Below are 25,442 nucleotides of genomic sequence, written 5' to 3' on the forward strand. Positions count from 1 at the left end.
GGGCACCGCCGCCGTCGCACGCCGCCCGCCGCCCGCCGCGCTCAGTCCGGCGGCGGGGGCAGGACGGGCAGGACGGGGTCGTCGAGGCGCACGGAGCACCACACGGTCTTGCTGGTCTCGGTGGAGCGGGTGCCCCAGTCGCGCACCAGGATCTGCACGATGTTGAGCCCGCGCCCGCCCTCGTCGTCGTCGTGGGCGCGCCGGCGCCGCGGGCGGAGCAGGGCGTGGTCCTCGACCTCGAGCACGACGTCGTCGCCGGAGCGGCGCAGGCGCAGGTCGACCGGGGGGCGTGCGTGCACGAGTGCGTTGGTGACGAGCTCGCTGGTGACCAGCACGAGGTCGTCGATCGTCGCTTGGCGAGCGCCCCAGTCCCGCAGCTGGTCGCGCACGGCGCGGCGGGCGGTGGCGACGGCGCTGTCGACCTGCGCGAGCCGCAGGTGCATGCTGTGGCCCGCCGTCTCGACAGTGCGCACGAGCACCAGCGCGATGTCGTCGTCGGCGTCGCCGTCGAGCAGCTCGCCGGCGAGCGTCGCAGGGAGCTCCTGCAGCGGGGTGTCGAGGTGCGCGCGCACCATCGAGGCGAGCCGGTCGATGCCGGCGAACAGGTCGCTGCCACGGCGTTCGACCAGCCCGTCGGTGTAGAGCACGACCACGTCGTCGACCTCCAGGTCGAGGCTCTCCTCGCCGGCACCGAAGTAGCCCGCACCGAGCGGCGGCCCGGTCGGCTCGACCTCCGCGGCGATGCTGACCTCGCCGCGGCGCACCAGGAGAGGGGGCAGGTGCCCGGCGTTGGCGTAGGTCAGCGTGCGCCGGACGCTGTCGTGGACGGCGTAGACCGAGGTGACGATCTGGCTGCCGCCGAGGTCCTGCACGAGCCGGTCGAGGTGCTCGAGGACCTCGGCGGGCGGCAGGTCGAGCGTGGCGTACGCGCGGACGGCGGCGCGCAGCTGACCCATCACCGCGGCCGCGGGCACGCCGCGGCCCATCACGTCGCCGATGACGAACGCCGTGCGCCCCGCGCCGAGCCGGATCACGTCGTACCAGTCGCCGCCGACCTGGGTGCCCTCGACGCCGGCGCGGTAGAAGGTCGCCACCTCGAGCGCGTCGAGGTCGAAGTCGCGCACGGGCAGCAGGCTCGCCTGCAGCTGCTCGGCGATCCGGCGCTCACGGGCGGCCGACTCGCGCTCGGCCTCGGCGCTCACGAGCCGCCGCTGGGTGGCCCGCTGCTCGGTGACGTCCTGGAACGACCCGCGCAGCACCCGCGTCTCGCCCCGGTCGACCACGACCTCGCCGCGCAGGTGGAACAGCCGCGTCCGGCCGTCGCGGGGCACGACGCGGGTCTCGTACTCGACGACCTCACCCGGCACCGCCGAGCCCAGCTGGCGGTAGACGTCGTCGAGGTCGTCGGGGTGGACCAGGGAGGCGATGACCCGGGTGGTGCCGAGCTCGTCCATCTCCGCGGGGGTCATCTGCATGAGCTCGTAGAAGACCGGCGAGGCGGTGATCGTGTCGCGCTCGAGGTCGATCTCCCAGCTGCCGACGCGCGCCAGGCGCTGCGCCTGGTCGAGCAGCTCCTGGCTCTGCTCGAGCACGTGGCGCAGCCGCTGCTCGCGGTCGAGCTCGAGGTGCACCCGCACCCGGGCCAGCAGCTCGCGAGCCGAGAACGGCTTGGCGAGGTAGTCGGTCGCGCCGGCCTCGAGCCCCTCCAGGGTGCCCTCCTCGCCGGCGCGCGCCGACAGCATGATGAGCGGCACGGTGGCCAGGACGGGGTCGTCGCGCATCCGGCGCAGCAGCCCGAAGCCGTCGAGGCGCGGCATCATCACGTCGCTCAGCACGAGGTCCGGCACCCGCTGGGCCATCGCCTCCAGCGCCTCGAGGCCGTCGGTGGCGACCTGCACGTCGTAGTCCGGTCGCAGCAGTTCGCCGATGTAGGCGCGCATGTCGGAGTTGTCGTCGACGACCAGCACGCGGGCGGTCTCGGCGGGCGCCGCGGTGTCCGGCCGGTCCGGTGCGTCGTCGCCGCCGTCGTCGCCCGGCAGCCAGCTCAGGGTCTGGTCGACCAGCCCCCGGGTCTGCCCGTCCTCGGCGACCGCCAGCTCGTCGTCCGCCGGACCGTCGGGCTCGACCTCGTCCGGCGGCAGGTGCTCGGAGCCGCTGGGCAGGCTGACGGTGAACGTCGAGCCCTCGCCCAGCGTGCTGGCCGCGGACACCGTGCCGCCGTGGCCGCGCACGAGCTCGTCGACGAGCGCGAGACCGATGCCCGAGCCCTCGTGGGTGCGCGAGCGGGAGCCGTGGACCCGGTGGAAGCGCTCGAAGAGGCGGGGCAGGTCCGCCTCGGGTACGCCGGTGCCGGTGTCGGAGACCCGCAGCACCGCCCGCCCGTCCTCCTCTGAGACCCGGACCGTGACGGCCCCCTCGAAGGTGAACTTGAGGGCGTTGGAGACCAGGTTGAGCACGATCTTCGACCACTGGTCGCGGTCGACGTACGCCTCGACCGACCGGTCGCACTCGATGCGCAGCTCGAGCCCGGCGCGCTCCGCGGCCGAGACGAACATCGAGGCCAGCTCGGCGCTGAGGCGGGCGACGTCGGTGCGGCGGTACGACGCTCGGCCGCGTCCGGACTCGAGGCGGGAGAAGTCGAGCAGGGTGTTGACCAGCTGCAGCATCCGCTGGCCGTTGCGCGCGATCGTGGCCACCCGGCGCTCCTGCGGCGGCGGCAGGGGAGTGGTCCGGTCGGTGAGCGCGTCCTCGGCGGGACCGAGCAGCAGGGTCAGCGGCGTGCGCAGCTCGTGGCTGACGTTGGCGAAGAAGTCGGACTTGGCCTGGTCGAGGCGGGTCAGCGACTCGGCGCGCTCGCGCTCCGCCTCGATGGCGCGGGCGTCCGACACGGCGGCGGACAGGTGGCCCGCGACGAGCTCGACGAAGTCGCGGTAGGCGTCGTCGAAGGGCCGGTAGCGGTTGAGCCCGACCACGAGGAAGCCGTAGGGGTGGTCGGCGGCGGCCTGGGCGATCGGCACGACGTAGGCCTGGCGCGGCGGCTCGGGCCAGGCGCCGCGCGGGAGGTCGGGGTCCGCGGGCAGGTCGACCACCTTCGGCGCGCCGTCCCACAGCTCCGCCGCCGGCCAGGGGTCCCCGGGGCCCGCCTGTGCGGGGTCGGTGCTCAGCGTCGCCGGGGCGATCGGGTGGTCGGGGGAGACCCCCGCGGTGCCGGCCCGCCACGCCCGCTCGCCGGCGGCGTCGAAGAGGTAGACCAGCGCGAACGGGAGCGAGCGGTCGTCGAGGGCGAGCTGCTGGCAGGCCTCGGTGACGGCTGCCTGCTCGTCGCGCGCGGCGCCGATGCGGATGCCGAGGTCGCGCAGCGTCGCCATCCGGCTCGTCGCGACGACCTGCTGGGTGTCCTCGGTGACGACGCAGAACAGTCCGGCCACCGCGCCCTGGTCGTCGGCCAGCGGGCTGTAGGAGAACGTGTGGTAGGTCTCCTCGACGTAGCCCGAGCGCTCGAGGAACAGCAGCAGCGACTCGTCCCAGGTCGCCTCGCCGGTCGCCATCACCCGCTCGACCCGGGGCTCGATGTCGGCCCAGATCTCGGACCAGACCTCCGAGGCCGGGCGCCCCAGCGCCCAGGGGTACTTCGTGCCGAGGGTGTCGCGGCGGTAGGCGTCGTTGCAGAAGAACGTCAGCTGCTCGCCCCAGCCCATCCACATCGAGAACTTCGACGTGAGCATGATCCGGATGGTGTTCTTGAGGCTGACGGGCCACGACTCGGGGTCGCCCAGCGGTGTCGCGTCCCAGTCGACCTCGAGCAGGTCAGCGCCGACCCGCCCGCTCGACGCGAACGTCTCCCGCATGGTGCGACCCGGCCCGGTCCGGCGGTCCGCCTGGGTCGCCGGTGCCGCTCCCTCGTCCTCCGCTGCGCCTGAACCCGTCCCCCGACCGGCCACGCCCACTGGTCCCTCCTCGCCCGTGCCCACGACCCGCCTGCGACCGCGCCCGCCGGGCGCGTACGCCGATCGGACCGTGCCCCGCCCGCGCGTCCTCCCCAGGACCTCGCGCGGACGTCGACCCGAGCCGTCGCCACCGCTGCACCCGACGAGAGGTCGCAGCGCGCCCTCCGCCACCACACTCGTTTCCCCGTCTCGCCGTTCGCACACCTGTCGGGAGCCGTCGATGTTTCGCGACGGCCTCCAGGGGCACGCGCGGGGATCGCGCGGGGATCGAGCGTCGGGCCCGGTGGACGCCGTCCGCCCCTCAGGAGGACGACTCGTCGGGAGTCTCGTCGGTGGTGTCGTGCGGGTCGTGGCCCACGAGGGTGCGCAGGCGGCCCAGGGCGCGGTGCCGGGCGACGCGGACCGCGGTCGGTCGCATGCCCAGGGCCTGAGCCGTCGCGGCGACGTCGAGCCCGACCACGTCGATGCACGCGACGACCTCCGCCTCGCGAGGGCTGAGCCGGGCCAGCAGCCGCCGGGTGCGGTCCTGGGCGTCGACCTGCGCGACCGCGTCGCCCGGGTCGACCGCGTCGCCCGTGGCGAACAGCGGAGCCGAGTCGTCGTGGCCGACGGCGACGGGGTCCGTACGCCGCCGCAGGGCCGTGCGCCGGGTGTTGGAGGCGTGGTTGCGCGCGATCGTGAACAGCCACGGCGCGAACTCGTCGTCGTCGCCGGTGAAGGTGCCGATCTTGGCCGCGGCGGTGAGCCAGGCCTCGGAGGCGATGTCGTCGGGTGACGCGGCCGCGTCCGGCAGCGGCACCGAGTGCAGCCAGATCGTCAGTCGCCGGGCGTGGCGGGAGTACAGCTCGCGCCACGCGTCCTGCTCGCCGCGCCGTGCCGCGGAGACGACGGCGGTGGGGTCGGCGGCACCTGGGTCGAGGGGGTCGCCGGAGGCGTCAGGGCCGCTGGGGCCGTGCGCCATGTGGGCTCCTGGTGCCGAGGTCGGGTCGGGGCGCGCCCCGCCCCGACGGTCGCGTCCGGTGGCGAGCGTAACGATGTGGACCGCTGACGACATGATGGAGGCGTGAGGTCGCCCTGGTCACGCCCGTCGCGCCGGGAGGTCGCGCGCTCGCTGCGCGCCGACCTCGGGCGCCCGGCGTCGGACGAGGACGTGACCGCACGCCTGGCCGAGGTCGCCCGCACCGCAGCGGCGGACGCCTCGTCGGCGCCGGGTCCGGTGGTGAGTGCACGCCGCCGGGCTCGGGTCGCCGTGGTCGCCGTCGCGGCGACGGCCGCGATCGGCGTCGGCGGGGTCGCCGCCGCCGCCGGCCTGAGCTCCTGGTCCCCGTCCTGGTCTCCCTCCTGGTCGCCGCCGTGGTCACCCGACTCGAGCGCACCGGCGAGTCCCACGGGGCCGGGCTCGCTGGACCCGTCGTCCTCGCCCTCCCCGTCGGACGCGCCGTCGTCGAGCGACCCGTCGGCCCCCGGGTCGACGTACGTCGCGAGTCCCGGGCCGAGCAGCCCCTCGTTGCCCTCGCAGCACTCGTCCGGGCACGACGACCAGCCCGCACCGGGGCCGCCGACCTACCTGCCGCCTCCGCCGACCGACCAGCCGACACCGCCGCAGTCCGACGACGCGCAGTCGGACGGCGAGCAGTCCGACGACGGTCGGTCGGACCAGGAGACGCCCGGTCGAGGACCCAGCTCGACGACCTCCGCGCAGCCGACGAAGCCGCCCAAGCCCACCCACCCGCCCAAGCCGACGCAGGCCGCTCAGCCGTCGCAGGCCGGCCAGCCGAGTCAGGCCGCCGACGGTGGCCGACCGCCGCAGGCGGGCACGACCGGTGCGCCCGGTCAGGACCAGGGCGGCGCCGCCGGGCACGGCGGCAGCGGCAACGGCAGTGGCAACGGCGGTGGCAACGGCGGTGGCAACGGACGCGGGCCGAACGCCGCGGAGAAGGCGCCCAGCTCGGTGTAACGCCCCGCTCGCCTCGCGACATGTCGTGCTGGGTGTCGCGGGGCCTGCGGCCGCACCTCCCCCCGACGGGTCCGTCCGTCGGGTCCCGCGACACTCCTTCTCCACGTGGGGTCCGACTCCCCGTCCGACGCGCTGCGCTGGACCGGGCGGCCTCCGGCCGCGTCCTGGGTTTGGTGTGCGAACGGCGCGGGCACCGTCGTGTGGGCCCGTCCGGGTTCGCGTCGGGGGACGCTCTCACACGGAGGTTCAGTCATGGGTTACGGCTTGGGCGCTTTTCTTCTCGTCGTCGGTCTCGCGCTCGCGCTGGCCGTCCAGGACACCGTCAGCGGTGTCGACCTCACGATGATCGGCTGGATCATGGCCCTCGTCGGCCTCGCGGTCATCGTCCTCACCGCGGTCACGTGGAACCGCTCGCGCGGCGTCCGCAGCACCGCCACCACCATGCACGCCGACGGCACGCAGACCGTCAGCGAGCGCCGCACGGAGTACTGAGCCGACCGCTCACCTCCGCGCCTCGAACAGAGCACGCGGCGTCACCGGGTCCGGCGACCCGGGCGACGCCGCGTGCTCGCTCTTCCGTGCTGCTCAGCTGATCGGCGGCGCGGTGGGTGGCGCGGGCGGCTGGGCCTCCTCCGACGTGGCGTCGGTGGACCCGCTGCCCACCTTTTCGCTCACCTTCTCGCTCACCGTGCCGGCGGCCGAGACCGCGCCGTCCCTGACCGCGGCGGCCACGACGGGCGCCTTCTCGGCGACGGTGTCGCTCGCCCTCTGGGCGGCCGACTGCACGCGGGGGTTCTCCGCGACGCGACGGGCGTTGGCCTTGATCTGCTCGTAGCGCTGGCGGCCGGCCGCCGCGCCGGCGACGTAGCCGGCCGCGAAGGCGATCAGGAGCTTCAGCTTCGACATGGGTCCTCCTCCTGCACCGCCGAGTGCGGTGCAGGCCGCCAGTACCCGCCTCGACCGGTCGCGGTCGGCAGCTCGCCTTACTCAGGCCGTGTGCCCAGGAGCGGGCTCGGGCTCGTTCTCAGGCGCACGAGTCGAGCCGACCCGAGTTTGTCACCTGCGCCGACCGCGGTGCGGCGCGTGAGAAGGACCGCTCGATGTCGCCAGCCCGGTCCCGAGCCCAGACTGGCGACATCCCCCACGGGAGCGCCGGACTGACCCCCCAGCCCGACGCCGAACCCTCCAACGGTCGGATCGCGCCGAGGTCACGGGTGCGGCCCGGATGTGGTCGAGACCACCCGTGCGCGTCTCGGCGCCCCGCGCCCGTCCGTACGGTGGGGTGTGGCCTACTTCCACCGCACCGGCGTCGCGACGTACCTCCCCGGACCGGAGGTCGGCGGCGCCTGGCGCGCCGACGAGCAGCACATCGCGCCGGCGCTGGGGCTGCTCGCCCACGTGGTCGAGCGCGACCACCTCGCCCGCCGCGGCGAGGACCGGCTCGTGACCGCTCGGCTGTCCTACGACATCTGGGGCACGGTGCCGATCGAGGAGGTCGCCACGGCGGTGCGCGTCGTGCGGGCCGGGCGCACCGTCGAGCTCGTCGAGGCCGAGCTGCGCTCGGCGGGCGACACCTCCCGGACCGTCGCCACGCTGCGGACGTGGCTGGTGCGGCGCGACGACACCGGCTCGATCGCGGCCGCGCCGTACGACGCGGTGCCGGGGCCCGACGACACCCCTGCGTGGGACCCGACCACGGTCTGGCCGGGCGGGTTCATCGAGTCGGTCGAGGTGCGGCGTGAGCAGGTCGAGCCGGGGCGAGCGGTGTTCTGGGTGCGCACCCCGGTGCCGCTGCTGTCCGGGCTCGAGCCCGGCGAACGCGTGAGCACCCTCGCGGCGCGCGCCGGCCTGCTCGACATCGTCAACGGCATGACGGTGCGTGCCGACCCCGCCCTGGTGGCGTTCCCCAACGTCGACCTCACGGCGCACCTGCTGCGCGAGTCGGAGGGGGAGTGGCTGGGCTTCGACACCCGCGTGGCCTTCGGGCCGACCGGCGCGGGCGTCACCAGCGCCGTGCTGCACGACGAGACGGGCCCGCTCGGCACCGTCGCCCAGGCGCTGACCGTGCGCCCCTGACGCCGACCCGGCGCCTCGTGCACGCCGCGGGTCGACGTACGGTGGCGGCGACTGAGCGTCCTGTGCAGTCCACCTTGATCTGTTCGAACAAGTGTTCGAAGATGGGTGGGTGACCACCTCCACCCTGGACCCCGCGCGGTCGGTGCTCGACCAGCTGCGCGAGCGGGTCAGCGCGATGGAGGGCGGACCGACGCGGCTGCCGGTGCCGGTGCTCCCGGCGCTCTCGGAGCTGGTGTCGCTGCGCACGGGCGGCAGCTACGGCGTCGACTCGGCCTCGCTCGCCCTCGCGCTGAGCGCCGGGGCCTCGCAGGCGGGGGAGTGGGTGGGCTACGTCGGCTGGCCCGACTTCGGCGCGGAGGCGGCGGCCGGGCTCGGGGTCGACCTGGCCCGCACCGTCGTGGTGCCCGAGGCCGGCGAGCACTGGCTCGAGGTCACCGCGGCGCTCGTCGACGTGCTCAAGGTGGTCGTGCTGCGTCCGCCCGCACGGGTCGACGCCCGCTCGGCCGGGGTGCTCGACGCCCGGTTGCGCAAGCGATCCGCGGTGCTCGTGGTCTGGGGCGACTGGCCACGCTGCGAGGCCCGGGTGAGCCTCGAGGACGCCCGCTGGAGCGGTCCCGACCACGGCCAGGGCCGGCTGCGCAGCCGCCGGGTGCGCCTCGCCGTACGCCGCGGCACGGCTCCGCCCGTGCGCGCCGAGGTCGAGTTCCCCGGCGAGCGGCTCGAGGTCCGCCTGGTGTCCGAGCAGGTCTCGCACCGGGACGAGACGGTGTCGCGGCGGCGGTCCGGGTGAGGGCCGGGACGAGAGCCGGGGTGGGCTCACGATGAGACTGCTGGTGCTCTGGTGCCCCGACTGGTCGGTGGTGGCCGCGCTGCAGGAGGCCGAGCAGCCCCCGGGCCTGCCGGCGGCCGTGCTGACCGCGGGCGTGGTCGAGGTGTGCAACGCCGCCGCCCGCGCGGAGGGGGTCCGGCGTGGGCAGCGCCGTCGTGACGCCCAGGCGCGCTGTCCCGAGCTGCTGGTCCTCGACGCCAACCCCGACCGCGACGCCCGGTGGTTCGAGCCCGTCGTCGAGACGGTCGAGGCGCTGCGTCCCGGTGTCGCGCTGCTGCGCCCGGGGCTGCTGGCCGTCCGGGCGCCCGGGCGCTACTTCGGCGGCGAGGCCAACGCCGCCGCCGTGCTCGCGGAGACCCTGGTCGAGGCGGGGGTGCGTGACTGCCGCACCGGGATCGCCGACGACCTGTTCACGGCCGAGCAGGCGGCCCGCCGGGCGCCGGTCCAGGGCTGCGAGCTCGTGGAGGCCGGTGGTTCCGCGGCCTACCTGCGGGCGCTCCCGATCGAGGTGCTCGAGGCCGACGGGGCGCAGGGGCGCGAGGCGGTGAGCCTGATGCGCCGGCTCGGGTTCCACACCCTCGGCGACCTCGCGGCGCTGCCCGCCGGCTCGGTGCAGCAGCGCTTCGGCGTCTACGGCACCCGCATCTGGCACCAGGCGCGCGGGGAGGAGCCGAGCCGGATCGCGCCGCGCACCCCACCGCCCGACCTCGCCGTCGAGGTGGCCTTCGAGCCGCCGCTCGACTCGGTCGAGGCGATCTGCTTCAGCGTCCGCACGAGCGCCGAGCGGCTGATCTCCGACCTCGCCTCGCGCCAGCTGGTGGCCACCGGGGTGCGGGTCGAGGCCGAGCACGACGGCGTGGTCGCCTCGGCCCGCACCTGGCTGCACCCGCGCTACTTCTCCCCGCGCGACGTCGTCGACCGCGTGCACTGGCAGCTGCAGTCGAGCGGCTCGCTGCGTTCGCGCCACGACGCCGGGGCGGTGCGCGCGCCGGTGGAGCGGGTGCGGTTCGTGCCGGAGGTGGTGGAGCCCGCGGCCGCCCACACCGAGGGACTGTGGGGCGGCTCCGGTGAGGAGCTCGTCGAGCGCGGGGTCGCGCGGGTGCAGGCGATGATCGGCTTCGACGCGGTGACCCGTCCGGTCCTGCAGGGCGGGCGCGGCCCGGCCGAGCGCCAGGCCAGCGTGCCGTGGGGCGAGCGCGCGAGCGCGCTGCGCCCGCTCGAGCGGCCGTGGCCCGGCCGGGTGCCCGGTCCGGCGCCGTGCCGGGTCTTCGCCGAGCCCCCCGAGACCGAGGTGTGCGACGGGGTGGGGCGCAGCGTCGCGGTGACCGAGCGCGGTGCCGTCACCGGCGAGCCCGCCCGCTTCCGGCTCGACGGCGGCTGGCACCCGGTCGCCGCCTGGGCCGGCCCGTGGCCGGTCGACGAGTCGTGGTGGGCGGGTGGGCCCGGTCGCTCGGCCCGGTTCCAGGTCGTCGGCGTCGACGGACGGGCCTGGCTGATGCTCTGCGGCCCCCAGGGCTGGCGCGTCGAGGCGGGCTACGACTGATGGGCGTCGAGATGGGAGCCGACTGATGGGCTGGAACAACCCCCCGGTCTCCTGGAAGGAGCTCGAGCGCCGGCTCTCCGGGCTGCCCGGCGCCGACGACGCCCCGGTCTCGCGGCGCAAGCGGCACCGACCCGAGGAGCGCTCGGTGCTGCCCGAGCCGGGCGCGACCACTCCCTACGCCGAGCTGCACTGCCACAGCCACTACAGCTTCCTCGACGGGGCGTCCTCGCCCTCGGAGCTGGTCGACGAGGCGGTGCGGCTGGGGCTGCACGGCCTCGCGCTCACCGACCACGACGGCTTCTACGGCGCACCGATGCTGGCGGAGGCGGCCGCGGCCCACTCCGGCCACACGCTGCGCACGGTCTACGGCGCCGAGCTCTCGCTGGGTCTCCCCGCCCCGCAGAACGGCGTACCCGACCCCGAGGGGCGCCACCTGCTGGTGCTGGCCCGCGGGGTCGAGGGCTACCACCGGCTCGCCGCGGCGATGACGGAGGCCCACCTGCGCGGCGACGAGAAGGGGCGGCCGGTCTACGACCTCGACGAGCTGGCCGAGCGCGGCCGCGGGCACTGGGTGGTGCTCACCGGCTGCCGCAAGGGCACGGTGCGGGCCGCGCTGGCCGACCGGGGGCCACGCGCCGCGGCCGAGGAGCTCGACCGGCTGACCGGGCTGTTCGGCCTCGACCACGTCGTCGTCGAGCTGTCGCCGAGCCCGCACCCCGAGACCGACGAGACCAACGCGCTGCTCGCCGACCTGGCCCGCGCCCACGGCCTGCCGCTGCTCGCCGCGGGCAACGTCCACCACGCCACCCCCGACTCGGCCCGGCTCGCCTCGGCGATGGCCGCGGTCCGGGCTCGTCGCAGCCTCGCCGACATGGACGGCTGGCTCGACCTCGCGGGCACCGCCCACCTGCGCAGCGGCGACGAGGTCGCCGCGGCCCTGCGGCGCTGGCCCTCGGCGGTGCCCTACAGCGTGGAGCTCGCCGACGAGCTCGCCTTCGACCTGCGCAAGGCCTCGCCGCGCCTGCCCAAGCACCGCATCCCCGAGGGGCACACCGCCGACAGCTGGCTGCGCGAGCTGGTCTGGCGCGGCTTCGAGGAGCGCTACGCCCCGATGCCCCACGCCGAGGTCGCGCGCAGCCGCATCGAGGGCGAGCTGCGGGTGGTGAGCGAGAAGGACTTCGCCGGCTACTTCGTCATCGTCCACGACATCGTCGACTTCGCCCGCAGCCAGGGGATCCTGTGCCAGGGCCGGGGCTCGGCGGCCAGCTCGGCGATCTGCTACGCCCTCGGCATCACGGCGGTCGACGCCGTCTACTACCGGCTGCCGTTCGAGCGCTTCATCTCCGCGCACCGCGACGAGGAGCCCGACATCGACGTCGACTTCGACTCCGACCGGCGCGAGGAGGTCATCCAGTGGGTCTACGACACCTACGGCCGCCACAACGCCGCCCAGGTCGCCAACGTCATCAGCTACCGCCCCCGGATGGCGGTGCGCGACGCCGCGAAGGCGCTCGGCCACTCCCAGGGCCAGCAGGACGCCTGGTCGAAGCAGATCGACGGCTGGAAGGCCGTGGTCACGGGCGACGCGGGCGACGCCGACGCCCACGAGGTCCCCGCGCCGGTGGTCGCGCTCGCCGAGCAGCTGATGGGCGCGCCGCGCCACCTCGGCATCCACTCCGGCGGCATGGTCATCACCGAGCGCCCGATCGGCGAGGTCTGCCCCATCGAGCGCGGCCGGATGGACCGGCGCACCGTCCTGCAGTGGGACAAGGACGCCTGCGAGTCGATGGGGCTGGTGAAGTTCGACCTGCTCGGCCTCGGCATGCTCGGTGCGCTCGACCACATGATGCGCCTGGCGGCCGAGCACACGGGGGAGTCGTGGACGCTGTCGACGATGCCGAAGGAGGAGCCGGCGGTCTACGACATGCTCTGCCGCGCCGACTCGGTCGGGGTGTTCCAGGTCGAGAGCCGCGCCCAGATCGGCACCCTGCCGCGGCTGCGCCCACGCGAGTTCTACGACCTGGCCATCGAGATCGCGCTCATCCGCCCCGGACCGATCCAGGGCGGCGCGGTGCACCCCTACGTCCGTCGCGCCACCGGCGTCGAGCCGGTGACATACGAGCACCCCGACCTGATCCCGGTCCTCGAGCGCACCCGCGGCGTGCCGCTGTTCCAGGAGCAGCTGATGGCGATGGCCGTCGCCCTGGGTGACTGCTCGCGCGACGACGCCGACCTGCTGCGTCGCGCGATGGGCTCCAAGCGCGGGGTCGAGCGGATCGAGAGCATCAAGCAGAAGCTCTACGCCGGCATGGAGCGGCGCGGCCTGGTCGGCGACGTCGCCGACGCGATCTACGTCAAGATCCTGTCCTTCGCCAACTTCGGCTTCGCCGAGTCGCACTCGCTCAGCTTCGCGCTCCTCGTCTACGCCAGCTCGTGGTTCAAGCTGCACTACCCGGCGGCGTTCCTGGCGGGGCTGCTGCGCAACCAGCCGATGGGCTTCTACTCCCCGCAGTCGCTCACGGCCGACGCACGCCGCCACGGTGTCGTCGTGCGCCGGCCCGACCTGACCTGCTCGCAGGCCCAGGCCGACCTCGAGCTCCTCGACGCCGGCTCACGGCCCGTGGCGACCGGGCCGGCCGAGTGCCGCACCCCGCACTTCACGCGCACCGAGTGGCGCGCCGGCACCCCCGACCCGACGCTCACCCACCGGCGCGACGGCCACCACGCGGTGCGGCTCGGCCTCGACTCGGTGCGCGGCATCGGTCTCGACGTCGCCCAGCGGATCGTGGCCGCCCGCGAGGAAGCGCCGTTCGCCGACGTCACCGACCTGTCGCGGCGCGCCCGGCTGAACACCGCCCAGCTCGAGGCGCTCGCGACGGCCGGGGCGTTCGACGGCCTCGGGCTGGCGCGCCGCGAGGCGCTGTGGCTCGCGGGCGCGGCCGAGAGCCCCGACCAGCTGGCCGGCACGACCCCGGCACCACCGCCACCGACGCTGCCGGGGATGAGCGAGGTCGAGCTGACGCTGGCCGACCTGTGGGCCACCCGCATCTCGCCGGAGCGGCACCCGGTCGAGCACCTGCGCGACGAGCTGACCCGCGCCGGCATCGCCTCGGTCGCCGACCTCCAGCGCATGGAGCCCAACCGGCGCGTCCACGTCGCCGGGCTGATCACCCACCGCCAGCGGCCCGGCACCGCCCAGGGCACGACGTTCCTCAACCTCGAGGACGAGACCGGCATGCTCAACGTCGTCTGCTCGGTCGGGGTGATGAAGGCCCACCGCCAGGCGGCCCGCAACCGGGTGGCGGTCGTGGTGCGCGGCATCCTCGAGCGCGAGGAGGGGGCGGTCAACCTGATCGCCGACAAGGTGCAGGGCATCGACGTGGTCGTGCCGGGCGCCGGCGCCGTGCTGCAGGCGCGGGCGTCCTCGCGCGACTTCCGCTGAGCCCGTCACGAGTCCAGGTGACAGAGTGAGTGTGAGGAGGGCTCCTTCTGGGCACCACGGGGCGTGGCCCCCACCTCGAGCGACCCCCGCAGCGGCCCGGTCTCGTTCACGCTGGGGTGGCTCGGAGTCGCGGTCGTCGTCCTCGCCGTGGTCGGCGTGGTGGTCGGGCTGATCCGCGACGACGTCGCCGGCACCCTCGGTCCTGTCGTCGGCATCGGGCTGATGGTCACCGCGATCGCCCTCGTCGCCGCTCTCGCCCTGCGCGACCATCGGTAGTCCGCGACCTTCGGCACACCCGCTCTCCACGGCTGGGTGAGGCCAGGGTCGGCTCGCTAGGCTCTGCGCCATGGACCGACCACGAAGGCCCAGCCGTTCACTCTCGAGCACTCACGGGGGTGAACGGTGAACGGTGGAATCGACGCAGAGTTCTTCTGGAACCTCGGTCTGGTCGTCGTCTTCGTGCTGGTCGGCGGGGTCTTCGCCGCCACGGAGATCGCGCTCGTCTCGCTGCGTGACAGTCAGATCTCGCAGATCGAGCGCCGCGGCGCCCGCGGCGCCCGCGTGGCGCAGGTCGCCCGCGACCCCAACCGCTTCCTCGCGGCGGTGCAGATCGGCGTGACCGTCGCCGGCTTCTTCTCCGCGGCCTACGGCGGCTCGACTCTGGCGCCCGACGTGGCGCCGTACCTCGCCGACCTCGGACTCGGCGACGACGCCGCGGAGGCCGTGGCCCTGGTGGTGATGACCCTCGTCATCGCCTACCTGTCGCTGGTGCTGGGCGAGCTGGTCCCCAAGCGGCTGGCGCTGCAGCGCTCGGCACAGCTCGCGCTGGTCACGGCGCCGGTGCTCGACCGCTTCGCGGTCGTGATGCGGCCGGTCATCTGGACGCTCTCGATCTCGACCAACGCCCTGGTGCGCCTGCTCGGCGGCGACCCGAAGGTCTCCGGCGAGGAGGTCAGCAGCGAGGAGCTGCACAGCATGGTCACCAGCCACGAGGGGCTCGGCGAGGAGGAGCGTAGGATCCTCAGCGACGTGTTCGCCGCGACCAAGAGCACGCTGCGCGAGGTGATGCGCCCGCGCGTCGAGGTGGTCTTCGTCGACCGGTCGATGCCGATCGCCGAGGCGGTGGCGTTCGTGCGCGAGCAGCCCTACTCGCGCTACCCGGTGATGGACGGCTCCTTCGACACGATCGTCGGCTTCCTGCACGCGCGCGACCTCATCGGCATCGCACCCGACGACCCGCGCACCGTCGGCGACATCCAGCGCGAGGTGCTGGTGCTGCCCGACACCAACAACGTGCTGCCGGCCGCCTCGATGATGCGCCAGACCGGTGTGCACCTCGCCGTCGTCGTCGACGAGTACGGCGGCACCAACGGCATCGTCACGCTGGAGGACCTCGTCGAGGAGATCGTCGGCGAGATCCGCGACGAGTACGACGACGAGCCGGTCGACCTGGCCGAGACCGTCGGCTCGCACACCGTCTCCGGCGGCCTCAGCATCGAGGACTTCGCCGAGCGCACGGGCGTCGAGCTGCCCGACGGTGACTACGAGACCGTCGCGGGCTACCTCATCGCCCAGCTCGGCCGCGTCCCCGAGGAGGGTGACGTCGTCGCCTTCGAGGAGTCCGCGATCGAGGTCAGCGAGATGCAGGGCCGCCGGGTCACCGAGGTGACCGTCACCCGTGCGGTGGACCCCGAGGCCGAGCCGGCCCCGGAGCCCACCGGCTGACGTCCACGCCCCTCGACGTACCCCGACGTACGACGACGGCCCGTGCCCCTCGAGGGGGCACGGGCCGTCGTGCGTGGCGCTCCGGTCAGGAGCGGTGGTGGAGGTGGATCAGCGCACGGCCTTCTGCTTGCCCATGACGCCCTCGACGACACCGATCAGCAGCACGGCCGCGATGATCGCGACGACGGCGCCGAGGATGTTGAGCTCGAAGATGTCACCCGTACCGAGCGCGGAGGCGACGATGCCGCCGATGAGGGAGCCGACGACACCGAGCACCAGCGTGCCGACGATCCCCAGGGCCTGGTGACCAGGCTTGATGAGGCGCGCGAGGGCGCCGACGACGAGACCGAACACGAGAAAACCGATGATTGCCATGCCCACGAGGTACCCACCTCGTGCGCCCCTCCCGCACCACGGGCGCAGTTCTGCTCTGATCGTTGCCGGATCGTTGCCGACGGGGTGTGGCGCCAGACCCGATGCTCGCAGCGCGCGTGTGCCCGGTGGGCGTGTGACTACCATCGCCGGGTGCGGACGCTGACGGTCGAGGACGAGGTCTTCGCCTCGCCGCCCGACCTCTCCGAGGCCCACGACCTGCCGGGCCACGTGCGCATCGCCTACTGGCTCGAGCGGCTGATCGCCTCGCGCCGGCTCCGCTCCGGCGACCGGCTGCCCGCGGAGGTGCAGGTGGCGGCGGCTCTCGGCGTCAGCCGGATGACCCTGCGCCAGGCGCTGGCCGGTCTGGAGTCCAAGGGGCTGCTCGAACGCCGACGCGGCCGCTTCGGTGGCAACTTCGTGACCGAGCCCAAGGTCGACTTCACCCTGGCCGGGCTGCCGGGCTTCACCGAGCAGATGCGGCGCGCCCACGTCGAGGCCGGGGCCCACGTCGTCCGCGCCGCCACCCGTACGCCGTCCGCCGACGTCCGCGCCGCGCTCGGGCTCAAGCGCGGTGAGCAGGTGCACGAGGTCATCCGCGTGCGCTCGGGCAACGGTGAGCCGGTCGCGCTCGAGGAGACCTACCTGCCCGCCGGCCCGTTCCCGGGCCTGCTGACCCACGACCTGACCGACTCGATCTACTCCACCATGGAGCGCGAGTACGCCCGCCGGCCCCACTCCGCCGACGAGGTCATCGAGCCGATCAAGGCCACGGCCCAGCAGGCGGAGCTGCTCAACGTCGCCGTCGACGCCGTCCTGCTGCTCGTCGTCCGCACGTCGTACGACGAGGCGGGGGTCCCCGTCGAGCACTCGCGCGACCACTTCCGCCCCGACCGCACCCGCATCGTGCTGCGCACCCACGTCGACCACGGCACGCTCACCGAGGCCGAGCCGGTCTGAGGCGCGCGGGGGTGTGGTTTCGAGACAGTCGCCAGCGCGACTTCTTCAACCACCGTGGCAGAGCGCGACGTCCTCGACCACCGTGGCCTCAACCTTCGACACGGTGGTTGAGGAAGGACGAAGTCCTGTCTCGAAACCACCACGTCGACGCTCCGAGCCAGTCGCTCAGATCCCGGTGCCCTGGAGCAGGTCGACGTCGAGCGGGCGGGTGACCCGGATGCAGGCCATACCGGCGCGGGCGGCGGCCTCGGCCCCGGGCGCGGAGTCCTCGAAGACGAGGACGTCGGCGGGGGAGCGTTCGAGCAGCGCGGCGCCGAGCAGGAACCCCTCGGGATCGGGCTTGCCGCGGCTGACGTCCTCTTCGGCGACGACGCCGCGGAGGTAGGGGCCGACCTCGCTGCGGGCGAGCACCGTCTCGACGTCCGCGCGCTGGGCTCCCGTCACGACCGCCATCGGCACCCCGGCCGAGTGGAGCCGCCTCACCAGGGCGCGGGCACCGGACCCGATCGGTGAGCGGACGGCCACGACCTCGCGGTAGCGCTCGCCACGCACGGCGAGCAGCCGCTCGACCAGCGCGGGGTCGCCGGTGCCGTGCTCGGCCACGACCCGCGTGACGATCTCGCGGTCGCTCAGGCCGACGAGCCGCACGGCGTACTCCGACGACGTGAGCTGCCAGCCGAGGTGCTCCGCGAAGAGCTCGGCGTAGACCGCCTCGATGATCGGCTCGTCGTCCGACAGCGTGCCGTTGAAGTCGAACAGCACTGCGCGGCCGGGCCGGGTGGCCCACCCCCGCGCGAGGTCGGCGGCCCCGGGCACAGGGGAGGACCCGAGGCCGACCTCGGTCAGGGGTGGGCTCACGGGGCCACAGTCGACCATCTCGGAACCCCGACGTCAATGGTCTAGTCTTTTGGGTTCAGGCGCGTCATGCTGCCGCCATGGCCGTTCCGGACCGCAGCGAGATCGTCATCATCGGCGGGGGCGTCGTCGGCGTCAGCATCGCCTACCACCTCGCCCGGCGCGGGCGCACCGACGTCACGCTCGTCGAGCGCCGTTCGCTCACCCACGGCAGCACCTGGCACGCCGCCGGGCTCGTCGGTCAGCTGCGCAGCAGCAGCAACCTCACGCAGCTGATGCGGCGCAGCGTCGAGACCTACCGCACCCTCGAGGAGGAGACCGGCTACGCCACCGGGTGGCGTGAGGTCGGCGGCGTCCGGGTCGCCTCGAGCCCGGAGCGCTGGCAGGAGCTGCAGCGGGTCTGCACCCAGGGCAAGAGCTACGGCTTCGACGTCCACCTCGTCTCGCCGGGCGAGGCGCGCGAGCTGTTCCCGCTGCTCGAGCTCGACGGCGTCCACGGCGCGACGTGGACACCGACGGACGGCTACGTCGACCCGAGCCAGCTCACCCATTCCTTTGCCGCCGGCGCGCGGGCCGCGGGCGTGCGCATCGTGCAGAACTGCCGGGTGGAGTCCATCGAGCGCGCGGGGCGCCGGGTCACCGCGGTCGTCACCGACCAGGGCCGCATCGAGTGCGACGTCGCCGTCAACGCGACCGGCATGTGGGGCGCCGAGACCGCGCGCCTCGCCGGCGTCGACGTCGCGGTCAACGCCGTCGAGCACCAGTACGTCGTCACGGAGAAGACGCCCGAGGTTCCGCGCGACCTGCCGACGTTCCGCGACCCCGACGCGCGCTTCTACCTCAAGCCGGAGGCCGGCGCGCTCGTCATCGGCGGCTGGGAGGAGGGCACACGCGCCTGCTGGCGCACCATCCCGCGCGAGCTCGGACCGGAGCTGTTCGAGCCGGACCACGACCGCTTCGAGGGGCTGGCCGAGGGTGCCGCCCACCGGGTGCCGATCTTCGGCGAGCTCGGCATCCAGACCTGGGTCAACGGCCCCATCCCGTTCTCGCCGGACGCCGAGCCGATCATGGGACTGACCGAGGACCTCGACAACCTCTTCCACTGCTGCGGCTTCTCGGCCGGCATCGCGGCGGCCGGCGGGGCCGGTGAGGCGATGGCGGCGTGGATCGTCGACGGCGACCCGGGCCTGGACCTGTGGCCCTTCGACGTCCGTCGCTTCGGCTCGCCCCACAACGTCCCGTTCGTCCTCGACCGGCTCTCGGTCGAGTCCTACGGCCACTACTACGACATCGCCTTCCCGAACCGGCCCAGCCACCCGCCGCGCGGCCAGCGGCGCAGCGCCGTGTGGGACCGCCTGCGCGAGCGCGGCGCGGTGTTCGGCTCGAAGTTCGGCTACGAGCGGGCGCAGTGGTTCACCCCCGGCGAGGTCGACCGTGAGGAGGAGCCGACGTTCGGGCGCGGCGAGGCCTGGGAGCGGGTCGCGGCCGAGCACGCCGCGGTGCGCGAGGCCGTCGGCGTCGTGGACCAGAGCTCCTTCACCAAGCTCGAGGTGCGCGGACCCGGCGCGCTCGCGCTGCTGCAGCGGGTTGCCGGCGGTCAGCTCGACGTCGCGGTCGGCCGCATCGTCTACACCCAGCTGCTCAACCAGCGCGGCGGCATCGAGGCCGACGTCACGGTCACGCGACTCGGCTCGGAGCGGTTCTACGTCGTCACGGGCAGTGCGTTCGGTCGCCACGACGTGACCTTCCTGCTCCAGCACGCCCCCGACGACGGCAGCGTGACGATCGAGGACGTCTCGTCGGCCTACGGCGTGCTCAACGTCTGCGGTCCGCGTTCACGCGACGTGCTGACCTCCCTGAGCGCCTCCGACTTCTCCGCAGACGGGTTCCGCTACATGACGGCCCGCCACGTCGACGTCGGCTGGGCGCCGGCCCTGGCGCTGCGCGCGACGTACGTCGGCGAGCTGGGCTGGGAGCTGCACGTGCCGACGGAGTACGTCCGTGGCCTCTACGACCAGCTGCTGGAGGCGGGGGAGCCGCACCGCATCGCCGACGTCGGCTACCGCGCGGTCGAGACGCTGCGCCTGGAGAAGCAGTTCCTGGCCTGGGCCGGCGACATCCGCTCCGACGACGACCCGTACGCCGCGGGCCTGGCGTTCGCCGTACGACCCGACAAGCCCGAGCTGCTCGCCGGACCCGCGCTGCGGGCCATCCGCGACGCGGGCCCGACCCGGCGGCTGTGCTGGTTCAGCGCGGACCCGGACGACCTCGGCGAGCTGGTCATGCACGGCGGTGAGCTGCTCGCCCACACCGCCAGCGGCACCCTCGCGACGGTGCGCAGCGCAGGGTTCGGCCACACGGTCGGGCGCTTCGTGTTCTCGGCGTACCTCCCCGCCTCCGTGGCGGGGGACCAGGGCGAGGGCGAGCCGGAGGGGGACTTCGAGGTCGAAGTGATGGGCCGCCGGTTCCCGGCGCGCCGACACCTGCGGCCGCTCTACGACCCGGCCGGCGAGCGGGTCCGGTCGTGACGCGCGCTGACCGTGGGACACCCGCCGTTGGGTCTAGACCTTAGTGATGGTCGCCGTTAGGGTGCCGTTCACGTTGCCCAGCGCGGGCGCCACGACGACGTGGCCGCGCCGCGCTGGCCGCCGGGCGATGGGGGAGACCACGTGTCCTGCTTCTCGATGAGCCACGCCGAGCTCGACGCGGTCTTCGACACCGTCCCGTCGCTGGCGGGCCGCCCGCGCACCGTCGAGGAGCTCTCGGGCGGCCTGACCAACCGCAACGTCAAGGTCACCACCCCCGACGGCGTCTTCGTGGCCCGCTGCACCGACCTGAGCGGCAACGCGCTCGAGATCGACCGCGACGCCGAGCACCTCAACAGCCGGGCCGCCGAGGAGGCGGGCGTCGGTGCTCCGGTGCTCGACTACCGCCCCGACCTGGGGGTGCTGGTCGTCGGGTTCATCCCCGGCCGCACCCTCGGACGCCAGGACCTGCGGGCGGACGGCATGCTGCCGCGGGTCGCGGAGTCGTGCCGGCGCCTGCACGCGGGGCCGCGCTTCGTCAGCGACTTCGACATGTTCGAGCGTCAGGCGGGCTACCTCCGCACGGTCCGGCGCGAGGGCTACCGCATCCCCGACGGCTACCTCGACCAGGCCGAGCGCATCGACCGGATGTGCGTCGCGCTGCGCACGCTCGCGGAGCCCACGGTGCCGTGCAACAACGACCTGCTCGCCGAGAACTTCGTCGACGACGGCGAGCAGGTCTGGCTGATCGACTACGAGTACTCCGGCAACAACGACGCCTGCTTCGAGCTCGGCAACATCTGGATGGAGTGCCGCCTCGACCTCGACCAGCTCGAGGAGCTGGTGACCTGCTACTACGGCGGCCCGCGGCCCGACAAGCTCGCCCGGGCCCGCCTCCTCGGCACCCTCGGGCAGTACGGCTGGACGCTGTGGGGCGCGATCCAGAGCGCGGTCAGCCCGCTCGACTTCGACTTCTGGGAGTGGGCGCTCGAGCGGCACGAGCTCGCCCTCTCCGAGCTGAACGGCGCCGACTTCGAGCGCCTCCTCCACGACGTCCAGGTCTCGGACTGACGGCACGCCACACCGACGCCACACCGACGCGACCCAGGAGCATCCATGACGACCGAACGCACCTCACCGGGGGTCGGCACCGCCGCCGAGCACGCCCACGACGACGCCGAGCTCGCCGAGCACGGCTACACCCGCCGGCTGCACCGCAGCCTCGGCGGCTTCAGCTCCTTCGCCGCCGGGTTCAGCTACATCTCGATCCTGACCGGCATGTTCCAGCTGTTCGGCTTCGGCTACGGCTTCGGCGGCCCGGTGCTGTTCTGGTCGTGGCTGGTGGTGCTGGCCGGGCAGTTCTGCGTGGCGCTCGTCTTCGCCGAGCTGTCGGCGCGCTACCCGATCGCCGGGTCGGTCTACCAGTGGTCGAAGAAGATGAGCAGCCGCGCCGGCTCCTGGCTGGCCGGCTGGACGATGATGATCGGCACCGTCGTGACGGTCGCCGCCGTGTCGGTGGCGATGCAGGTCGTGCTGCCGCAGATCTCCGACGTGTTCACGATCGTCGACGACCCCGCGCGCAACGCCGTGATCCTCGGCAGCAGCACGATCGTGCTGACGACCGTCGTCAACCTGCTCGGCATCCGGATCATGGCGATGATCAACAACGTCGGCGTGGCCGCCGAGCTGATCGGGGTGGCGCTCATCATCGTGCTGCTGCTCTTCCACGTGCAGCGCGGCCCCGGTGTCGTCTTCACGACCCAGGGCGCAGGCCCGGGGCTGCCGGGCTACGAGAACCTCGGCATCCTCGCGCCGCTGCTGCTGGCCGCGATCATGCCGGCCTACGTCATGTTCGGCTTCGACACCGCCGGCTCGCTGGCCGAGGAGACCAAGAACCCGGCGCGCACCACGCCCCGGGCCCTGCTGCAGGCGCTCGCCGCCGCGGGCACCGCCGGACTCGTGCTGCTCACCCTCGCGCTGCTGACCGCCGACTCGCTCGACCTCGCCACCCTCGGGGCCGGCGGCCTCCCGTCGGTGCTGGAGCAGGCCTTCGGCACCACGCTCGGCAAGGTCCTGCTGGTCGACGTCGCCTTCGCGATCTTCATCTGCACGCTCGCCATCCAGGCCGCGGCGATCCGGCTCGCCTTCTCCATGGCCCGCGACCACGCGCTGCCCTTCGGCGAGCGGATGTCCACGGTCTCCGAGCAGGGCGGGTCGCCTGTCGTGCCGACCCTGCTGAGCGGGGTCGTGGCGATCGCGCTGCTGCTGGTCAACATCGACAACTCCTCGATCTTCCTCGTCATCACCAGCGTCTCGATCGTGATCGTCTACGTCGCCTACCTCCTCGTGACCGTGCCCGTGCTGCTGCGCCGCCTGCGCGGCTGGCCCGAGGACCAGGGCAGCGACGGCCGCTTCTTCATGGGCCGCACCGCGGGTCTGGTGGTCAACGGCGTCGCCGTCGCCTACGGCACCCTGATGGCCGTCAACCTGCTGTGGCCGCGCGAGCTGGTCTACGGCGAGGGCAAGGCGTGGGGCGGTGTGCTCTTCGTGGCCGTCGTCGTCGGCGTCGGCCTCGCCTACTACGCCGTGGCCCAGCGCGGCCGTGAGGTCACCGTCGTCGCCCAGCACCGCGCCTGACCCCGTTCCGCCGTACACCCCCTCCAGCAAGGAACCCGATGTCCCAGCAGTCCCAGCCCCTCCCGGACCGTGCCCGCGTCGTCGTCATCGGCGGGGGAGTGATCGGCACCAGCGTCGCCTACCACCTCACCAAGCTGGGCTGGACCGACGTGCTGCTGCTCGAGCAGGGCCAGCTCTCGTGCGGCACCACGTGGCACGCGGCCGGGCTCGTCGGCCAGCTGCGCGCCTCGGAGAGCGGGACCCGACTGGTGCAGTACTCCGTCCAGCTCTACGGCGAGCTCGAGGCCGAGACCGGACTCTCGGCGGGCTACAAGCAGTGCGGCGGCGTGACTGTCGCGCGCACCGAGGCCCGGATGACCCAGCTGCGGCGTACGGCGGCCACCGCGGCGGCGTACGGCATGGAGTGCCACCTGCTCTCGCCGCAGGAGGCGCTCGAGCGCTACCCGGTCATGCAGGTCGACGACGTGCTCGGCGCGATCTGGCTGCCCGGCGACGGCAAGGCCAACCCGACCGACCTCACCGGCTCGCTGGCCAAGGGCGCCCGGATGCGCGGCGCGACCATCCGCGAGCGGGTCCGGGTCACCGGCGTGCGCACCGAGGGCGGACGGGTGACCGGCGTCGAGACCGACCAGGGCGACGTCGAGGCCGAGGTGGTCGTCAACTGCGCGGGCCAGTGGGCCGCCGCCGTCGGCGCGATGGCCGGGGTCACCGTGCCGCTGCACTCCGCGGAGCACTTCTACGTCGTGACCGAACCGTTCGCGGGCGTGCACACCGACCTGCCGGTGCTGCGCGACCCCGACGGCTACACCTACTTCAAGGAGGAGGTGGGCGGCCTCGTCGTCGGTGGCTTCGAGCCGGAGGCCAAGCCGTGGGTCTCGCCGCACGAGCTGCCGCACCCCTTCGAGTTCTCGCTGCTCGAGGAGGACTGGGACCACTTCTCGGTGCTGATGGACAGCGCGCTGCACCGCATCCCGACGCTTCACACCACCGGCATCCGCAAGTTCTACAACGGCCCCGAGAGCTTCACGCCCGACAACCAGTTCCTCCTCGGCGAGGCCCCCGAGGTCGCCGGCTTCTTCGTCGGCGCCGGGCTCAACTCCGTCGGCATCGCCTGCGCCGGCGGGGCCGGACGCGCCCTGGCGGAGTGGATCGTGGAGGGGGAGGCGACCAGCGACCTGACCTCGGTCGACATCCGCCGCTTCGCGCCGTTCAACGGCAACGTCGCCTGGCTGCGCGACCGGGTCAGCGAGATCCTGGGCCTGCACTACGAGATCCCGTGGCCCAACCGCGAGATGACCACCGCACGCCCGTTCCGCCGCTCGCCGGTGCACCACCTGCTCGAGGCCGCGGGGGCCGACTTCGGCAGCCGGATGGGCTGGGAACGGCCCAACTTCTTCGCCCCCGCCGGCGAGGAGCCGGTCATCGAGTACTCCTGGGGCAAGCAGAACTGGCTGCCCTGGTCGGCCGCCGAGCAGACCAGCACCCGCACTGGTGTGACCGTCTTCGACCAGACCTCCTTCTCCAAGTACGTCGTCACGGGGGCCGGCGCGGAGGCTGCGCTGCAGTGGCTGTGCACCGCCGACGTCGCGGTGCCGGTGGGGCGCACCGTCTACACCGGCATGCTCAACGCGCGCGGCACCTACGAGTCCGACGTGACGATCACCCGCACCGGCGACGAGGAGTTCCTGGTCGTCGCGAGCGCTGCGACCACCGTGCGGGACCTGCACCACATCCGCCGCCACGTGCCCGAGGGCCTCGACGTGACGGTCTTCGACGCGACCTCGGCGTACGCCGTCCTGGGCGTGATGGGGCCGCGCTCGCGCGAGCTGCTGTCGCGGCTCACGACCGCGGACCTCGGCGACGAGGCGTTCCCGTTCTCGACCAGCCAGGTGGTCCCGATCGGCTACGCCACCGTCCGCGCCACGCGCATCACCTACGTCGGCGAGCTCGGCTGGGAGCTCTACGTGCCGGCGGAGTTCGCGGTCGGCGTCCACGAGGACCTGATGCGCGCCGGCGCCGACCTCGGCGTGCGTCGCGGTGGCTACTACGCCATCGAGTCGCTGCGCCTGGAGAAGGGCTACCGCGCCTTCGGCCGCGAACTCACCCCCGACACCAGCCCCGTCGAGGCCGGGCTCACCTTCGCCTGCAAGCTCGGCACCGACATCGACTTCCTCGGCCGCGCGGCGCTCGAGAAGGCCCGGGCGGACGGCGTACGACGGCGCCTCGTGTCGTTCGCCGTCGACACCCCCGAGCCGATGCTGTGGGGCGGCGAGCTGCTGCTGCGCGACGGCGCGGCCGCGGGCCAGGTGGTCTCCGCCGCCTGGGGCGAGACCACCGGCGCCTGCGTCGGCACCGCCTGGGTCTGGTCGGGCGACGACGAGCCGGTCACCCTCGCACAGGTGCGCAGCGGCGACTACAGCGTCGACGTCGGCGGCGAGGTCTTCCCGGTCTCCGTCACCACCCGCCCGCTCTACGACCCGGACAACGCCCGGATCCGCTAGCCAGGGTGGTTGAGGAAGGACGGAGTCCTGACGCTCCTATGGGCTGTCAACCCTGGCGGCGGCCTGTGGTGGG

At 73.7% G+C, this 25,442-nt stretch carries 18 protein-coding genes; 13 read left to right on the top strand and 5 right to left on the bottom strand.

Annotation, left to right across the window (positions count from 1 at the left end):
- Positions 1–41 precede the first annotated feature (41 nt).
- Positions 42–3,848, bottom strand: coding sequence for a SpoIIE family protein phosphatase (locus tag GRQ65_RS16365; protein WP_160879047.1), 3,807 nt, complete (start codon positions 3,846–3,848; stop codon positions 42–44).
- A 400-nt stretch (positions 3,849–4,248) separates the two neighbouring features.
- On the bottom strand, positions 4,249–4,908 hold the full coding sequence (locus GRQ65_RS16370; RefSeq protein ID WP_160879048.1) for an RNA polymerase sigma factor: 660 nt from the start codon (positions 4,906–4,908) through the stop codon (positions 4,249–4,251).
- Positions 4,909–5,010: 102 nt separating this feature from the next.
- On the opposite strand from GRQ65_RS16370, the gene GRQ65_RS16375 reads away from it, so the two are divergent.
- Both GRQ65_RS16375 and GRQ65_RS16380 read left to right on the top strand, forming a co-directional pair.
- A complete protein-coding gene (locus GRQ65_RS16375; RefSeq protein ID WP_160879049.1) occupies positions 5,011–5,904 on the top strand; it encodes a hypothetical protein in 894 nt (297 codons plus the stop codon).
- A gap of 252 nt (positions 5,905–6,156) precedes the next feature.
- Positions 6,157–6,396, top strand: a complete 240-nt coding sequence (locus GRQ65_RS16380) for a DUF6458 family protein (RefSeq protein ID WP_160879050.1) — start codon at positions 6,157–6,159, stop codon at positions 6,394–6,396.
- A gap of 93 nt (positions 6,397–6,489) precedes the next feature.
- On the opposite strand, the gene GRQ65_RS16385 is transcribed toward GRQ65_RS16380, so the two are convergent.
- The gene (locus tag GRQ65_RS16385; RefSeq protein WP_160879051.1) at positions 6,490–6,810 is read right to left on the bottom strand and encodes a hypothetical protein; all 321 of its coding nucleotides are present in this window, start codon (positions 6,808–6,810) and stop codon (positions 6,490–6,492) included.
- Between the two features lie 378 nt (positions 6,811–7,188).
- Between GRQ65_RS16385 and GRQ65_RS16390 the strand changes: the two genes are divergently transcribed.
- The 6 genes from GRQ65_RS16390 (at position 7,189) to GRQ65_RS16415 (ending at position 15,519) form a co-directional block, all read left to right on the top strand.
- Positions 7,189–7,980 carry an acyl-CoA thioesterase domain-containing protein gene (locus GRQ65_RS16390; protein WP_160879052.1) on the top strand — a complete coding sequence of 264 codons (792 nt, stop codon included), beginning with the start codon at positions 7,189–7,191 and terminating at the stop codon, positions 7,978–7,980.
- 109 nt (positions 7,981–8,089) lie between these two features.
- Positions 8,090–8,770, top strand: coding sequence for a DnaE2-dependent mutagenesis accessory factor ImuA' (gene imuA', locus GRQ65_RS16395; RefSeq protein WP_160879053.1), 681 nt, complete (start codon positions 8,090–8,092; stop codon positions 8,768–8,770).
- A gap of 31 nt (positions 8,771–8,801) precedes the next feature.
- Positions 8,802–10,352 (top strand): DNA polymerase Y family protein, encoded by a 1,551-nt coding sequence (locus GRQ65_RS16400; RefSeq protein WP_160879054.1) that lies wholly within the window; start codon positions 8,802–8,804, stop codon positions 10,350–10,352.
- A 25-nt stretch (positions 10,353–10,377) separates the two neighbouring features.
- A complete protein-coding gene (locus tag GRQ65_RS16405) occupies positions 10,378–13,794 on the top strand; it encodes an error-prone DNA polymerase (protein ID WP_160879055.1) in 3,417 nt (1,138 codons plus the stop codon).
- A gap of 63 nt (positions 13,795–13,857) precedes the next feature.
- On the top strand, positions 13,858–14,070 hold the full coding sequence (locus GRQ65_RS16410) for a hypothetical protein (RefSeq protein ID WP_160879056.1): 213 nt from the start codon (positions 13,858–13,860) through the stop codon (positions 14,068–14,070).
- A gap of 126 nt (positions 14,071–14,196) precedes the next feature.
- Positions 14,197–15,519, top strand: coding sequence for a hemolysin family protein (locus GRQ65_RS16415; protein WP_337191798.1), 1,323 nt, complete (start codon positions 14,197–14,199; stop codon positions 15,517–15,519).
- A gap of 108 nt (positions 15,520–15,627) precedes the next feature.
- Here GRQ65_RS16415 and GRQ65_RS16420 read toward each other — a convergent pair whose 3' ends face one another.
- On the bottom strand, positions 15,628–15,894 hold the full coding sequence (locus GRQ65_RS16420; RefSeq protein WP_202388227.1) for a GlsB/YeaQ/YmgE family stress response membrane protein: 267 nt from the start codon (positions 15,892–15,894) through the stop codon (positions 15,628–15,630).
- A gap of 150 nt (positions 15,895–16,044) precedes the next feature.
- On the opposite strand from GRQ65_RS16420, the gene GRQ65_RS16425 reads away from it, so the two are divergent.
- Positions 16,045–16,851 (top strand): UTRA domain-containing protein, encoded by an 807-nt coding sequence (locus GRQ65_RS16425; protein ID WP_160879057.1) that lies wholly within the window; start codon positions 16,045–16,047, stop codon positions 16,849–16,851.
- Positions 16,852–17,016: 165 nt separating this feature from the next.
- On the opposite strand, the gene GRQ65_RS16430 is transcribed toward GRQ65_RS16425, so the two are convergent.
- Positions 17,017–17,709: an HAD-IA family hydrolase gene (locus GRQ65_RS16430; RefSeq protein ID WP_160879058.1), complete on the bottom strand. Its 693-nt coding sequence runs from the start codon at positions 17,707–17,709 to the stop codon at positions 17,017–17,019.
- A gap of 77 nt (positions 17,710–17,786) precedes the next feature.
- On the opposite strand from GRQ65_RS16430, the gene GRQ65_RS16435 reads away from it, so the two are divergent.
- The 4 genes from GRQ65_RS16435 (at position 17,787) to GRQ65_RS16450 (ending at position 25,369) form a co-directional block, all read left to right on the top strand.
- On the top strand, positions 17,787–20,234 hold the full coding sequence (locus GRQ65_RS16435) for a GcvT family protein (RefSeq protein WP_160879059.1): 2,448 nt from the start codon (positions 17,787–17,789) through the stop codon (positions 20,232–20,234).
- 141 nt (positions 20,235–20,375) lie between these two features.
- Positions 20,376–21,302: a phosphotransferase gene (locus tag GRQ65_RS16440; RefSeq protein ID WP_337191800.1), complete on the top strand. Its 927-nt coding sequence runs from the start codon at positions 20,376–20,378 to the stop codon at positions 21,300–21,302.
- A 45-nt stretch (positions 21,303–21,347) separates the two neighbouring features.
- Positions 21,348–22,868 (top strand): APC family permease, encoded by a 1,521-nt coding sequence (locus GRQ65_RS16445; RefSeq protein WP_160879061.1) that lies wholly within the window; start codon positions 21,348–21,350, stop codon positions 22,866–22,868.
- A gap of 38 nt (positions 22,869–22,906) precedes the next feature.
- Positions 22,907–25,369, top strand: a complete 2,463-nt coding sequence (locus GRQ65_RS16450; protein ID WP_160879062.1) for a GcvT family protein — start codon at positions 22,907–22,909, stop codon at positions 25,367–25,369.
- Positions 25,370–25,442: the final 73 nt, after the last annotated feature.

The sequence above is a fragment of the Nocardioides flavescens genome, from assembly GCF_009823805.1.
GTDB classification, from domain to species: Bacteria; Actinomycetota; Actinomycetes; order Propionibacteriales; family Nocardioidaceae; genus Nocardioides; species Nocardioides flavescens.

Excerpts from the sequence above, each read along its gene's own strand:
- GRQ65_RS16385 (WP_160879051.1), bottom strand. The coding sequence starts at position 6,810 with ATGTCGAAGCTGAAGCTCCTGATCGCCTTCGCGGCCGGCTACGTCGCC.
- GRQ65_RS16445 (WP_160879061.1), top strand. The coding sequence starts at position 21,348 with ATGACGACCGAACGCACCTCACCGGGGGTCGGCACCGCCGCCGAGCAC.
- GRQ65_RS16420 (WP_202388227.1), bottom strand. The coding sequence starts at position 15,894 with ATGGCAATCATCGGTTTTCTCGTGTTCGGTCTCGTCGTCGGCGCCCTC.
- GRQ65_RS16405 (WP_160879055.1), top strand. The coding sequence starts at position 10,378 with ATGGGCTGGAACAACCCCCCGGTCTCCTGGAAGGAGCTCGAGCGCCGG.
- GRQ65_RS16400 (WP_160879054.1), top strand. The coding sequence starts at position 8,802 with ATGAGACTGCTGGTGCTCTGGTGCCCCGACTGGTCGGTGGTGGCCGCG.
- GRQ65_RS16370 (WP_160879048.1), bottom strand. The coding sequence starts at position 4,908 with ATGGCGCACGGCCCCAGCGGCCCTGACGCCTCCGGCGACCCCCTCGAC.
- GRQ65_RS16435 (WP_160879059.1), top strand. The coding sequence starts at position 17,787 with ATGGCCGTTCCGGACCGCAGCGAGATCGTCATCATCGGCGGGGGCGTC.
- GRQ65_RS16450 (WP_160879062.1), top strand. The coding sequence starts at position 22,907 with ATGTCCCAGCAGTCCCAGCCCCTCCCGGACCGTGCCCGCGTCGTCGTC.
- GRQ65_RS16380 (WP_160879050.1), top strand. The coding sequence starts at position 6,157 with ATGGGTTACGGCTTGGGCGCTTTTCTTCTCGTCGTCGGTCTCGCGCTC.
- GRQ65_RS16365 (WP_160879047.1), bottom strand. The coding sequence starts at position 3,848 with ATGCGGGAGACGTTCGCGTCGAGCGGGCGGGTCGGCGCTGACCTGCTC.